The following is a 13,474-nucleotide window of genomic DNA, read 5'->3' as shown; positions in this document are numbered from 1 at the left end:
TTTGAAAAGATATGTATGGGTACTGGCAAGATTGGGAGGTTGGAAAGGTTATGAAAGCAAGCGGACACCAGGAATAACAACCCTATGGATCGGACTAAGGTATTTTAGAGCAGCAAAAGAAGGATGGGACACATATAAAGATGTGTCCACACGATAGGATGAATCGGGAAGCTCTCCGTAGGAGTCCTTTGGACAACGTGACAAGTTCGAATGGAATCACAACTTATGACACAGACTCTTCTTTTGATCTATATTACTTTAAAAAATCATTTAGGTAAGTTGATATTGTTTTCGTCTGCATCATTAAACTCACATGCCCCTGACCTGGAACAATGGCCAAATGAGATTTTGGCATCGGCCCCATATCGGAAAATTTGTCACCGCCCAGTAATTGGTAGGTTTTACTTAGCTCTACTTTATCCAGGCCATCATTATCTCCTGCGATGATTAATACGGGTGAAGTAATTTTCGCAATATTGGCGTCTCCCATGTCGAATGTTGTCCCGGCAAAAACAATCATCTGTTCTATAAACTTTGTCCATTTTGTTTTGTCAGGCGCTACCGCATCATATGCCGTTTTCATAGGTGTATTTGCAAACATTTCAGGCTTCATATTTTTAAATGCACCTGCTATTTCAGGTCTCCAGCCAGTACTTTTATAAGTAGAAGAAATGATTACTAATTTTTTTACGCGTTTAGGGCTTTGTATGGTCAACTTATAAGCTATAGAGCCACCCATGCTATACCCTGCAACATCGGCGCTGTCTACTTTTAAATGATTCATTACCCCTTCCACATCACTTGCCAGGGTAGCCTGATCTAATTTCCGGTCTGAAAATAGTGTGTGCCCATGCCCCTGCAATTCGACGGCGATTACTTTTCTGGTTTTCGATAATTCGGGTATTAACTGTCCCCAGTTTGTTTCGATGGTCATAAAAGCACCATGCAGTAAGATGAGCGGTTTACCCTCACCGTATACTTCGTAATAAACTTTAAGGCCATTAACCGGTGCATAACCACTCTCGACAGGTTTAAGCTGTTGCGCTTTTGATTGAGCTGCTGCAAAAATGATGATTGCAAAGAATAGTACTGATTTAAGGATATTACGTGTTTGGAATAAATTTTTCATAACGCTATTTAAATTTAGTTTGAACTATATTAACTATACAAATATGAGATTCATTCGGGGCTTTAACGCGACGTAAAAACGACAACTTCGGTAGCGAATTGCGACATTACAGATTTGAGGTTGCATTTTAGGTCGTGTGGAATCGTCATCTCGACCGCAGTAGAGATCTTTTAAACATAGTCAAAACCCGCCGGACTGGAAAATCTGTTTCAGGAAATAGGTACGCCTGTCATTCCTGGACAAACGCTACCCATTCCTGAATTAACAGAAGAGCGAAAACAATTATTAAAAGAGATGGATTTGAAATACAATCAGCAAACTTACCCTAAGGATTTTCTGGGATAGTAGACTCCCTGTATAGCATCCATAGTGATAATTCCTAGTACTGCAATATTGTAGTCCGTAGAATTCTTGTAAAACCCTAGTGAGAGGCAATGAAAGCTCTCGTTTAAAGCCCTGCTACTTTTTTGAGGCTTTCTCTATTCAAAGCACCCATATAGCTGATCGCTTTTGAATTGGCTTTGCCATTCATATCAACAGCAACATAAGTTGGAAATCCACCTTCGGCATTCAGGATCGTTCTTAACTGTGCCAATACTTTTTCATTGATGAAAACGTGGGTACCGGGGATCTCCATTTTGACGATATTCTTTTTCCACAAATCTATATTAGAGCCGCCTGTGGTACACAAATAAATATAGGCTACTGGTAAGTCCTTATTTTTCTCATGTAGGCTTTTGCTTGAAGGCAGATCCGCTAAACAAGGTCCACACCAGGTAGCCCAGATATCGATAATTAGTGCCTTTTTGGGGAATTTTGATTTTAGATTAATCAGTAAATCTTCCGCTTTTATTTTTTCATCTACTTCGTAAAGGTCGGCCTCAAAAGGTAGTTTCACCAAAGGTTTGCCAATGTTTGCATCCTCTGGTTGTTTTGATGTGGCAAATAAGTTTTCTACCTTTTTTTGATTAAGATTAGCTTTGGCCAGTTCGTTTGTTGATACGCTTTTGCACCATGGCGTTGTTATACTATTGATGATGGTGGGATAAGCGGTAGAAAACAGGTCTTTATATGCATCTAAAAGAAATAACTTCAATATATCCGATTTCTGTGGACTATACAAACTATCTATCAATGCAAGCGTACCTGGCAGCCCTTTCTCTTTTGGCAGTTTTCCATTCATAGAATAGCTTTGCAGGTAGCGATAAAAAGTGGAGCCATCATTACTTACAAAATAAGGTTTATGATTCCTGATTTCATTAAAAAGCTTAGCTGGCATCAGGTCCCCTCGATAGGCTAAACATATATTTCCGTAAAAACCTGATAAAGTTTCATTTGTGGTCGCCCAGGCATAATCGGGATGATTGGCAATAAATTCTTCATCTATTTTTAATAGTGCATTTTTAATAGAGTCAATTCTAGTCAGGAAGGATTCTTCTGTATCTTGTTGTTTCAGTTTTCTTAAATTCCGGAGGCTTTTATCCAGATCTCCTTTTTCCTTCCGTTTAAAAAGGACATTTTTATTCATTATGGTGTTCAGCTTTCCGTCATCGCCAAGGTATTCCACTCCATCGGCAATCATAAATGCTGCCTTCTCTAGTTTCTTTGCATCGAGCACTACGGTTAGCCCTGAGTTAACATAAATGCCGGCGTATAAATAACGTCCCACACTTAACCAGATTTGTTGATAAGGTAAATTCTGATCGAGTACAACTTTTGCCAGGCCGGTGGCATCTGTTTCTGCAAATTTGCTAACCTGAAAACCAACACCCATCTGTACCAGCGTTAATTCGACATTAACCTTTTTAATACTATCAGGAAGATTTTTGACCTGAATGGTTAATGTTGCTGGCTTACGATTAGCAAGGTAGCTGCTCATTTTTTCATCCTCTATTTGAAGAGGGCCGCTGCTTTGTGCATGCACCTGGGTGCAGCTAAGCAGTAATAAGAAATATAAGATACGTTTCATTTTGATTGGTTTTATTTTTTTATGGTGTTTAATGCTTTAAGTACGTTTTCTTTTTTGCCTCTCGAAATGGGGATGCGGGTATCGTCGTTCAATAACAGGTAACCGCTGTCCTCTTTAACCAAACTTTTTATAAATTTTGAATTCACTAAATGAGACTGGTGACAGCGGATAAAATCGTAATTGCTGAGCATTTCTTCATATTCGAAAATGGGCTTTGATACCATGATATTTTTGCCATCGGTAAGATAGAACTGCGTATAGGCATTTGACGATTCGCAGCGGATAATCTCATCGGTATGTACAAACCTGATTTCTTTGGTTGAGGCAAGCGCTAATTTGTGGTCCTTTTTGGCATCCTTATTTTTAATGAGCTCCATTAAATTTTCCAGCTGAAAGTTTTGTTTACGCTGGTTCAGCTTGGTTTCAACCTTTGTAATTGATGCTTTTAGTTCCTCAGGGTTCACCGGTTTAAGCAGGTAATCTATAGCGGAAAATTTCACTGCCTGAATACCGTACTGATCGAAGGCGGTTACAAATATTACCTCAAACTGGTAGTGGGGCAATGCTTTTAGCACATCAAATCCATTCTTCTCAGGCATTTGTATATCCAGGAACAGCAAATCCGGATTAGTGGCTACGATGGTCGAAATGGCATCATCGGCGTTGGTGGCCGAACCTACGATGGTAACTGGCAATTCATATTTCTGGAGCAAGCTTACCATGTTTTCAATGTTGTTTTTTTCGTCGTCTATTATTACAGCTCTTATCATATTAACCAGTTTTTGAAATAGATGGTAACTTGTGTTTCATTTTCCATTCGGTTTACAGAAAATTCAATCTGTTGTGCGTTAAGTGTTTGGTTCAATAGTTTGATCCTTTCTTTAGTGAGCTGCAATCCAAATCCGTTTGATTGATGCATTTGATCGAATCCCCTACCATTGTCGATCACCTGAACAGACATATCATTGCCTATCTTATCAAATAAAACCCTAAGCCTCCCTTGCTCCTGTAATGAAGATATCCCGTGTTTTACAGCATTCTCTACCAGTGGTTGTAAAAAGAGGCTCGGAATTTCTATTGCATTGGTGTCTATCTGGCTACTTGCTGATATCTCATAAGTGAAGCCGAAGCGTAGTTTCTCCAGATTTAGATAATTTTCGAGGATCTTGATTTCGCTGGATATACTTACAAATTCGTTGTTGGTGGCTTTTAACGATTCGCGCATCAGGTTGCTGAATTCGATCAGATATTTCGAAGCATTTTCCGAGTCATTTTTGGTGATCAGACCTTGTATGGAACTTAGTGCATTGAACACAAAATGCGGATTAAATTGAGAGCGGATAGACTTGAGCTCGGTTTGAACCAATTGTTTTAAGGTATCTTGAGCTTTCAGCTTTTCGGTCTGCTTAGCTGATCGCCGCAATAGTACAATGAAGCCTATAGCCAGCAGGCCAAGCATACAAAGCCCTATTTTGGCCCATAATGTTTGGTACCATGCCGGATGGATGGTAAACGTGTATTTGCATACATGTGCGCGCTGTACACTATAGCGGATAAGCAGTTCATATTTACCTGGCGAAAGATTCTTGAGCCAAACCAGGTTAAAATCGAAATCGTTTACCGCCCAGCCGGTACTGTCGGCACCTTTTACCAGGTTGTATTCGATGATGTTTTTAGACTTGATGATATCGTCTAAATAGAAAATCAGGTTATTTTCATTGTAACGGAATTCTTTTTTCAGTTTTAGGAGTGTAGAATCCTTAGTCCAATCTACGGGTTTTTCATTTATCCTTAAGTCCTTCCATTGTTCTTTAAAAATGCTTAAAAACTCAGGGAGTTGAGAAAATGTAAATACACCAACTACCCTGGGCTGCCATTTTACCCAGTAGGCAGATAACGAAGTTTTAATACTGTCTGGTTGATCGGTTTGCCGCACCTGGAAGGTTAAAGCATTGCCATAAGCACCTTTAAACTGTCCCAGATAAGCCGTAACATCATCTATTTTAGCAGAGTCAGCAATTTTAGTCATCCAATACGTGTTGGTAAATATTTTAGGGGTTGTCCATGGCAATACCTCCTTTTTATTATTTTCCAGCACCCTGAACTGGTATTTAGCAGCATTTTGAGCATTAATGCCATTTACAGTAATGATAATCCCGGTTGAATCAAATATGGGCACAGCAAATACACCGGCATAACTATCTCTAGCCTGAGCATATACCCCCGATTGTTTAATGGAATAGGTTTTTAATTGTGGTATTTTCTCCAGCACATGCCTGTAGTTTACCGCCAGTTTGTTGGAATAAAACGCTGAAATTAACAGGTTGTTCTGTTCAGTAAATCTTGAATTGTGGCTGTAGAAAGTATTGGAGAAATATTTACGGATAGAATCGCCATGCTGATCGTATTTGATAACAGGGTGAATGCTATCCAGGTTCATCTCCAGCTTTTGTGCAAAGCAAAAGATTTGGCAAAAATAGAAAAGTATAAATATGATTGTACTGCGCATCTGCTTGTTTGAAATTATTAAGTTCAAAGTAAAGGCTTTCAATCATTGCTTGTATACGCTGATTTGAATCTGGCAGGTTCTATTTTGAATCAGGTAAATTTCAGCATCTATGGCGCGCGCCTTCTTTGGCAGGTATGGATAATTATAAAACGTAAACTCAAGAAGACCTGTTTTATTTTAGCGCTCAGCGAGATGCTAATGAGATAACAGCAATTGGCATAGTTATCGCTTACTTATTATCATGAAACAGATATATCTTATTGTAGCGTTATCGGTAATGCTGCTTACCAGTGCTTGTTATAGTATCAGAACTGCTGGTAATAGCGGCAAAGTTCCTCCAGGGCAAGCCAAAAAAGGAACAGGTTCAAAATCTGCCAGACCTTTTGCGCCAGGACAACAAAAAAAAATTAAAAAAGAAAACCCTCCAAATTTGGAGGGTTTCTTTCTTTATTACACAAACAACTAATGTTTTCCCTTACCGTTTCCATGGCCTTTGCCATTTCCGTTTCCTTTATTAAAATGCTGTGAGGGTTTTCCTTTATCACCTTTATAAACTTTGGAATAACCCTTAGCCGGCGAATATTTCTGGCCTTTCCCTTTCCCTATTGCTGATTGACCATGGTTGCCTTTAAATTTGGCATATTTTACTTTGTGGGTTTCGAAATAACGATAAGGCTGACGTGAGTTAATTACTACCTTGTAGCCGTTATATAAATCATATCCGCTATATCTCGGTGGAAGGGATGTGGTAAAAACCCAGCCTCCTGCACCCATATAAATAAACTGTTTTTTAGGTACATAATAATAGCTCTCAATATCGGGCAGGTAGTAATAATCTACATAATCGTAACCAACCGGGCCCCATGCCGGCTGTGCACCAATGTTTATATTTACACTTACCTGGGCCTGAGATTTAAAAGTGAGGCTGCTGCTTACCACGAGTAACAACAACAAGAATAGCTTTTTCATCGTTTTAAATTTAGATATGAATAATGGGGTTTTACTGTTTTAAAGTAACCGTGCCCAACGATGTGTTTTGCCCTAAAGCCACTTTAACAGCAGTAATGGTACTATCTCTATAACCAACAACCGGTGCAAATTTAACTGAGTAGGTACCTGAAGATAAGCCACCAACTGTAAATTTACCAGTTAAAGGATCGGCAACGGTACCCACAGTATCTGTACCAGCAATAACCAAAACTTCAGGATGGCTTGCTAAAGGCAAAACAGTTCCCGAAATTAATCCGGTAGTTGCTGACGCGATTCCACGTACCACTGGTTTTAATAAGTATTTTCCGTTTCCGGTGCTTACGATAGATTTCGCCGCATCAAAGTCTAATAGAAGTGTATAAGCAGCGCCTTCAACCAATTCAGGATTAGCGGTTAATTTTACTTTCCAGCCAGAAGATTGTGCACTTGGTGTTTTAAGTTCCTGCTGAACCCCATTTACCACAATTGTATTTCCGGTTTCGTTAAGTACCAGTCTGATTTCAGTAATTTCACCTGAAGGCATTTCACCTGAAGCAACCAAAATATCAGGGTTACTTGTGCCCATCCTAAAATCAAGAATATCGAATATACCCGCACTTGCTGCAAATACATAAGGTTTATCGCCTGATACCAGTACAATCTCTTTTACACTTAAGTTAATCTTATCGAAGTTACCCGGGGCATCGGTCATTTTAATCTGAACTTTAGTTGTTCCCTGGCTTGATTCATTTTTTTTACATCCATAAAAGGCAGTCATCCCGATTACAACGAAGACGGCTAAAATGGTATTTACAAAATTTGTTTTCATAACTGTAGATTTTATTTAAAGTTTTACGCTTCAAAGTTGAGGGCCGAAGATGAAACCAACATGAAATTTTAAATTTATTTTTTTCATCTTAATTTCATGTTGCCAATCTACTTTTGAAATGTGAGCGCACCATATATGGTGGTTTTTAGGTAGGGTTTACCTCTTAGGGGGTAAACTTTTTTTATATTTATAAAATGATCCGATTCGCCGTTATTTTTTGCCTGGCAATTGCCCCGTTATCGGGTGTTTTTGCCGTGCAACAAGATTCTACCGCTTTAACTGTTTCAAATCAGCAGGAAGAACTGATTAAAAAACAGGATAAAGAAAAAAAAGACAAACAGCCCGAAAATCAACAACCTGAGCCACTTCAGATCAAAGAAGTACCAAAAGCCAAAAAACAGCTAAAACCCATGGCGGTAAAGCCCAATGTAAAGGTAAAACCCATCAAGATTATTAAACCTAAGATTAAAAGGCCATAACTATATGCGCGTCCGTCTCTTAATTTTCTTCTCATTTTTGGCGATATCAAATGTAAAAGCACAGCAAGATTCGACCAAAGCTACGCTTACACTTGCGGCCATGTACAATAGTAACATTAATTATTACGGGCAGGTTACTCCTGAAAAATACCCGTATGTACTCTTTAACGCTACCTTACGGTTTCCAAGCGGTTTATATTTTTCGGGCGGTGGTTATAAGCTCTTAAATTATGGCTCAACCATTTCGGAAACAGATTTAGGCGTAGGTTACGATTATGATTTTAATGAAAAACTTACCGCCGGACTAGCCTATACCCATTCTTTTTTTCCTGCTAATTCTCCTTTGCTTCAGGCATCCAACAACAATAACATCAATGCATCGACCGCTTACAAATGGCCCTGGTTTAAAACAGATCTTAGTCTCGATTTGGCCTTCGGAAAGCAAACCGATGGATTTATCAGTTTTGGAAATTCAAAAGAAATCGAACTGGGAGCAGTATTCAACGAAAAGAATCTTATTTCAATTACGCCAGCTGTAGAGATTACTGCAGGTACCACCCACTTTTACGAAACCTATATCGTCGAAAAAAACAAAAGGCAGAACTCGAATGGGAATGGAAAGGGAAAAAGTGATACCGCGCCCGGAATCGTTAATGGGAGCACCACCGAGGTAGTTGAAAATACGGTCAATCAGTTTAAACTATTGTCTTACAATTTTAAGTTACCTTTAAACTGGAGTAATGGAAATTTCCTTGCAGAGGCCAGTTATCAATTCTCCATACTTGGAAACAGAAAAGAAGAAAATGTAAAACATCAACAATCATTCTTTGGTTTAGCAGTTTATTATCAATTTTAATCCGCATGAAGGTACTGATCATAGAAGATGAAAAAACGCTTGCCTTTGAAATGGAAAAGTTTCTTAAAAAGGCTTTCTTCTTGTGCGATCTGGCCCATAGCTTTAAACAGGGTTCTAATAAGCTAGAGCTGAACCAATATGATTATGTGCTGATTGATTTAGGTTTACCAGATGGCGATGGCTTTGAGCTGCTCAGCAAGGCTAAGAAAAGCAATCCAGACGCAGCTTACATTATTCTTACAGCCAGAGGTAAATTAGAAGACCGCGTAGCGGGCTTAGATATGGGCGCAGACGATTATTTAGCGAAGCCTTTCTTTTTACCCGAACTTCAATCGCGGATGCAGGCCATTGCCAGGCGAAAGTTTAAAGTGGCCGAAGCGTTAATTCCCCTTGGAAACTTTAACATCGATCTGCAAAAACGCTTTGTATTTTTTGAGGAGGAGCAGATTGAACTTTCGCGCAAAGAATTTGATCTTTTAAGCTACCTTTTACTGCATAAAAACAGGGTGCTTACCCGGATGCAATTAAGCGAACATATTTGGGGCAACTTTGTTGATGATGATTACGACTCGAACTACATTGATGCACACATTAAAAATATCAGGAAGAAATTAAATGGTTATGCCCCTACCGAATGGCTGGAAACTGTTAGAGGCGTTGGTTATAGAATTAAAAAGTAATTTGAAACTATCTACTAAACTTACTTTATTTATTACCGGATCTAAACTTGCCATTGTAGGTCTGTTTATCCTGTTGCTTCCTTTCCTGATCGGGCAGATTGCTGCTAACTACACCAACTTTTCACTCAGAAACCAGCAGAAAAAAGTACTCCAAAACATCAATAAAAAGGGAATAGATTATTACTTCGAAGGGGATAACAGTTATGGGAGCTACACCATGCTGAAAGACGAATACATTGCACTCGAAACAGTAGCACAAAAACTGAAATTAGATACCATACGCGATACCAAACGTATTGTAGAACAAGATACCATCGCGTATCGGGTACTGAGTTTTACTTTTCAAAAAAACCAAAAAAACTACCTCTTAGAAATCGGTAAAACCACTGCCAGCATCAACCTTTATAACGATGCGCTCCAACGCTTCGCTTTATACGTGCTTATCATTCTTATTGCCCTAAGTATTATTATAGATTTGATTTTTACCCGGCAGTTAATTAAACCACTTGGTCAGATTATCAAATTAAGGCTAACCAATAGCCGGTTTCCCTTTAAAAAGAAACATGGCCATATTAACACCAGTACGCAAGACTTTAAATACCTCGATCATTCGCTCATTTCGTTAATGGACCAGATTAACGAGGCTTTTGAAAAGGAGCGGGAATTTACGGCCAATGCCTCGCATGAGTTTATGACGCCCATTAGTATATTACAAAACAAGATGGAAAACCTGCTTACCGAAGAATCGGCATCAGAAGCGATACAGGAACACATTGTTGATATGATGAAAACACTAGAGCGGTTAAAGAAAATATCGCGCTCGCTCCTACTCATCTCAAGAATAGAAAATGAGCAATTCTCCAAACAGGATGAGATAGAACCGCAAACACTCTTTAATGAAATAGTGGAAGAAATAAGCCATAGGCTCGAGGAAAAAAACATTCAGATCGACATCGACCTTAGCCATAACAAACGTTTAAGCAACATCAATCATGATCTTTTATTTCAGCTCTTTTATAACCTAATTAACAACGCCATTAAGTTTAACAAAGAAAATGGGCGTATACAGATTTCTGATCTTCTTGAAAAAGGTCATTATTCCATTCAGGTTAGCGATAGTGGTCAAGGCATTAAAGCAGAAGATATACCACATGTATTTGATCGTTTTAAAAAAACGGGGCATGCCGAAAATGCAGGCTATGGCTTAGGCCTGGCCATTGTAAAAAGCATAGCGAATTACCTTAACTTAAAGGTTCAGGTAAACTCAATACTGGGTGAGGGAGCAAGTTTTAAAGTTATTTTCGAAGTAGAGCAACACAATAGCAAAGCTATAACCTAATGCTGGAAGCCTGGCTATAAATGATTGTTCCGTTCTCCTAAAATTTATTTAACAGATTTAATGGGAATAAAAAAGAGATAACTATCATTTTTATCCCTTGTTGCTACAGCTAAAACAAGAGGAATTCCATTTTCCTGATATAAAAAAGGGCGTTGCAATTCCAGTGGTTTAAATCTTGATCCATCAGCCATTAAGATATCTGGCTTTAAGATTTCAAATTCAGTTGCCCGTTGCCAATTGATCCCATCAGGCGAACTAACCATGTATATAATATTATCATTATGGAAAACCGAATAATAATATTTTCTTTTGGTATCATACCACATCGCCATATCTTCGGTGTTCATATAGTCAATTACCGGTTTGGGCTGCATTATAAATGGGCCAGTAGGTGTTTTTCCTATTGCCAATGCCTGGTTTCTGGCACCACCGCCCTTAATTCTATCGCCCTTTACAATAAGGTAATAATGGCCGTCTGCCCCTTTTGTAATTGTAGGATTTACCGTAAGCAAGCTTATAGGCCCTGAAGGTTCAATAATAGGTTGGTTTAATCGCTTCCAGGGTCCATTAATGGATTTACTTACCGCAACCCCGGTGCGCTGATTGTTTCGTAGCAACATCCAATTCGGACTTTTACTCCACAGCCTTGCATTTTCTATTAATGTACTATCGCCATATAGCTCATTATCCATATGTGTAGAAATATAGTAGAGGTAATATTTTCCATCGAAATAATGAATGCGTGGATTATGCATATTAATGGCATCCCAATAACCCTTACCTCGTGCGGTTAAAACAACGCCTAAGTCTTTCCAGGGGCCAGCAGGTTGATCAGCTGTGGCATGTGCAATTTCTGAAAATGTTAACCAGCCCGAAAAACCATATTGCTTTTTCCATCGGGAATAAAACATGTGGTACTTGCCGTCGCCCGTTTTAATAATTGAAGGACACCAACTGTAGTAACCCTCTACCTTAAAAATATTCTGTTGCGAAATTGGCAACAAATTATCTTTAAAATGCAATGTATCACTAGAATTTTGTGCCCATGAAACGGAAACCAGAAGAAAGATAATGTAGCAGATGAGCTTTAATTTCTTCATATTTCAGGGCGTAAGATCAAATTTTTCACCGAATAAAACAGCTATTTTCTTCCTTTTCTGAAGATAGTTTTTCAAATCTTCACCAGAGCTAAATTGCATTTGTTTGCCATCACAATAAAACGGCCTTCCGTATGTACTGCTATAATATGATTTATAAATATTGATCACTTCTTCGCCATTATATTCATAAAGTACGATACCATTCATATCAGGATAATTGGCAATATCCTTAAATTCGTTTTTAAGCCAGGGTAAATTTTCTAAAGGATTTTTTGTTCCACAGGCGATGGTATTTTGGTCATAAGAAACATCCTTTTTTTTACATCCAATAATTAATGTTAAAAACAATATAGAAATGATTTTTAGTTTCATTGACAAATAATTCATGGTAATGGTTTCCGGTTATTTTTCTATGTCGATATTTCTGATAGACGAATATAATCATTAGCCATTCTTTTCAACAAATCAGAAAGCGAAAATCATTGCGAAGTTTTAGCCAATTGAAATAAGTGTAATAAGCACTATACTTGCATACAATCCCCTCGAATATGCCGCCATTAAAAATGCATCATCAAGAATTCGAACCTCCAGAGGAGCTGCAGGATACGATAAAGTGCTTTTGGCACAACAGAAGAGTATCTGGAGCAGAACTATCAAGCTTTGAAGTTGTACCTGATGGTTACGCAGAGATCATTTTTCACTTTGGAAGCGGCTGTAACATTTCTTCCAATGGTGAATTGCAACCCTTACCCTCACCATTTATGATGGGATTACTTAATCAGCCTGCTATTTTTTATACGAAAAACCGTTTTGAGATCATTGGGATCAGGTGCTTTCCGTGGACGGTATTCGATTTGCTCGGTCTCCCATCCAACAAACATGGATTACATCTATTTGAGCACCCCATAGCCCAACTTCAACCCAAACTGAGCACATTTATTCTTGATGGAAAAATAGATGAGGCGGCGGCAGAAGTAAAGCAATATTTCTTACAGACAAGGGCGCAGGTTGCTGTGAACAGCATGTTGTTCAAAGCTGGAATGGCAATGCAGGAAGCAAAGGGTATTATACCTGTAAGTGAGGTTGCGGCGGCGGCCCATGTAACAGTGCGCACATTGGAAAGGAACTTTAAACGCTCTTCTGGCTATACGGTTAAAGATATATCGGGCCTGATGCGTTTTGAGCAGGTACGCAACCGTTTGTGGCATGATCCAGATGCCAACCTGGCCAGTTTGGCGCATGAGTTTGGTTATGCCGATCAACCTCACTTGAGTAGAGAATTTAAACGTTATAGTGGCACTAGCCCTGCAGCATTCGCCCGAAAGGCAAAGAAAGGCAAACAGGTGTTAAGCAACGACCTGCTTAATCTCTCCTCCTGAACCCAACGGAGGATTGTCGCGTTTATACAAGCCTAATGCCCAAGCATTCCAGAATTTTGTGTTTTAATTATAAACCTGAGTTCGATTATTAAATCTCATTTTGTGGCGTTTTAATCAAGTTTTCTGTTAAGACGGTCGTCACCCTGAATTTATTTCAGGGTCTTTCACGCTAAAAAGATGCTGAAATAAATTCAGCAGGACGATAAAGCGGGATTAGGCGTAAATAAGATATAATT

Annotated in this window: 14 protein-coding genes; 6 read left to right on the top strand and 8 right to left on the bottom strand. The window is 38.8% G+C overall.

Annotation, left to right across the window (positions count from 1 at the left end):
- Positions 1–253: 253 nt before the first annotated feature.
- From AW17_RS21210 to AW17_RS21195, 4 genes are all read right to left on the bottom strand, one after another.
- Positions 254–1,129 carry an alpha/beta fold hydrolase gene (locus tag AW17_RS21210; RefSeq protein WP_029279859.1) on the bottom strand — a complete coding sequence of 292 codons (876 nt, stop codon included), beginning with the start codon at positions 1,127–1,129 and terminating at the stop codon, positions 254–256.
- Between the two features lie 448 nt (positions 1,130–1,577).
- On the bottom strand, positions 1,578–3,098 hold the full coding sequence (locus AW17_RS21205; protein ID WP_029279857.1) for a TlpA family protein disulfide reductase: 1,521 nt from the start codon (positions 3,096–3,098) through the stop codon (positions 1,578–1,580).
- An 11-nt stretch (positions 3,099–3,109) separates the two neighbouring features.
- The gene (locus AW17_RS21200) at positions 3,110–3,868 is read right to left on the bottom strand and encodes a LytR/AlgR family response regulator transcription factor (protein ID WP_029279855.1); all 759 of its coding nucleotides are present in this window, start codon (positions 3,866–3,868) and stop codon (positions 3,110–3,112) included.
- Positions 3,865–5,607, bottom strand: coding sequence for a sensor histidine kinase (locus AW17_RS21195; protein WP_083488798.1), 1,743 nt, complete (start codon positions 5,605–5,607; stop codon positions 3,865–3,867). Before AW17_RS21195 ends, AW17_RS21200 begins: the two co-directional genes overlap by 4 nt.
- Before the next feature lie 241 nt (positions 5,608–5,848).
- Here AW17_RS21195 and AW17_RS21190 point away from each other — a divergent pair, with 241 nt between their 5' ends.
- On the top strand, positions 5,849–6,073 hold the full coding sequence (locus AW17_RS21190; RefSeq protein ID WP_051692022.1) for a hypothetical protein: 225 nt from the start codon (positions 5,849–5,851) through the stop codon (positions 6,071–6,073).
- On the opposite strand, the gene AW17_RS21185 is transcribed toward AW17_RS21190, so the two are convergent.
- Complete coding sequence (locus tag AW17_RS21185; protein WP_029279850.1) at positions 6,070–6,576, bottom strand: hypothetical protein; 507 nt, start codon at positions 6,574–6,576, stop codon at positions 6,070–6,072. The genes AW17_RS21190 and AW17_RS21185 overlap by 4 nt on opposite strands.
- Positions 6,577–6,607: 31 nt before the next feature.
- Positions 6,608–7,405: a DUF4382 domain-containing protein gene (locus AW17_RS21180; protein ID WP_029279848.1), complete on the bottom strand. Its 798-nt coding sequence runs from the start codon at positions 7,403–7,405 to the stop codon at positions 6,608–6,610.
- Positions 7,406–7,599: 194 nt separating this feature from the next.
- Between AW17_RS21180 and AW17_RS21175 the strand changes: the two genes are divergently transcribed.
- From AW17_RS21175 to AW17_RS21160, 4 genes are read left to right on the top strand one after another with little or no spacing between them, the layout of a single operon-like run.
- Positions 7,600–7,884, top strand: a complete 285-nt coding sequence (locus AW17_RS21175) for a hypothetical protein (RefSeq protein ID WP_029279846.1) — start codon at positions 7,600–7,602, stop codon at positions 7,882–7,884.
- 4 nt (positions 7,885–7,888) lie between these two features.
- Positions 7,889–8,740 (top strand): hypothetical protein, encoded by an 852-nt coding sequence (locus AW17_RS21170; RefSeq protein ID WP_029279844.1) that lies wholly within the window; start codon positions 7,889–7,891, stop codon positions 8,738–8,740.
- A 5-nt stretch (positions 8,741–8,745) separates the two neighbouring features.
- Entirely contained in the window at positions 8,746–9,420 is a 675-nt protein-coding gene (locus AW17_RS21165) for a response regulator transcription factor (protein ID WP_029279842.1), read from the top strand.
- Positions 9,362–10,759: a sensor histidine kinase gene (locus tag AW17_RS21160; RefSeq protein ID WP_245235119.1), complete on the top strand. Its 1,398-nt coding sequence runs from the start codon at positions 9,362–9,364 to the stop codon at positions 10,757–10,759. Before AW17_RS21165 ends, AW17_RS21160 begins: the two co-directional genes overlap by 59 nt.
- Before the next feature lie 44 nt (positions 10,760–10,803).
- On the opposite strand, the gene AW17_RS21155 is transcribed toward AW17_RS21160, so the two are convergent.
- Positions 10,804–11,859 (bottom strand): glycoside hydrolase family protein, encoded by a 1,056-nt coding sequence (locus AW17_RS21155; RefSeq protein WP_029279837.1) that lies wholly within the window; start codon positions 11,857–11,859, stop codon positions 10,804–10,806.
- A gap of 3 nt (positions 11,860–11,862) precedes the next feature.
- Complete coding sequence (locus tag AW17_RS21150) at positions 11,863–12,231, bottom strand: hypothetical protein (RefSeq protein WP_029279835.1); 369 nt, start codon at positions 12,229–12,231, stop codon at positions 11,863–11,865.
- 176 nt (positions 12,232–12,407) lie between these two features.
- On the opposite strand from AW17_RS21150, the gene AW17_RS21145 reads away from it, so the two are divergent.
- Positions 12,408–13,238 carry an AraC family transcriptional regulator gene (locus tag AW17_RS21145; protein ID WP_029279833.1) on the top strand — a complete coding sequence of 277 codons (831 nt, stop codon included), beginning with the start codon at positions 12,408–12,410 and terminating at the stop codon, positions 13,236–13,238.
- Positions 13,239–13,474: the final 236 nt, after the last annotated feature.

This window comes from Pedobacter borealis DSM 19626 (assembly GCF_000708285.2).
Taxonomy (GTDB): Bacteria; Bacteroidota; Bacteroidia; order Sphingobacteriales; family Sphingobacteriaceae; genus Pedobacter; species Pedobacter borealis.
Note: the sequence above shows the minus strand (reverse complement) of the source record. Positions and strands in the feature narration are given on the sequence as shown.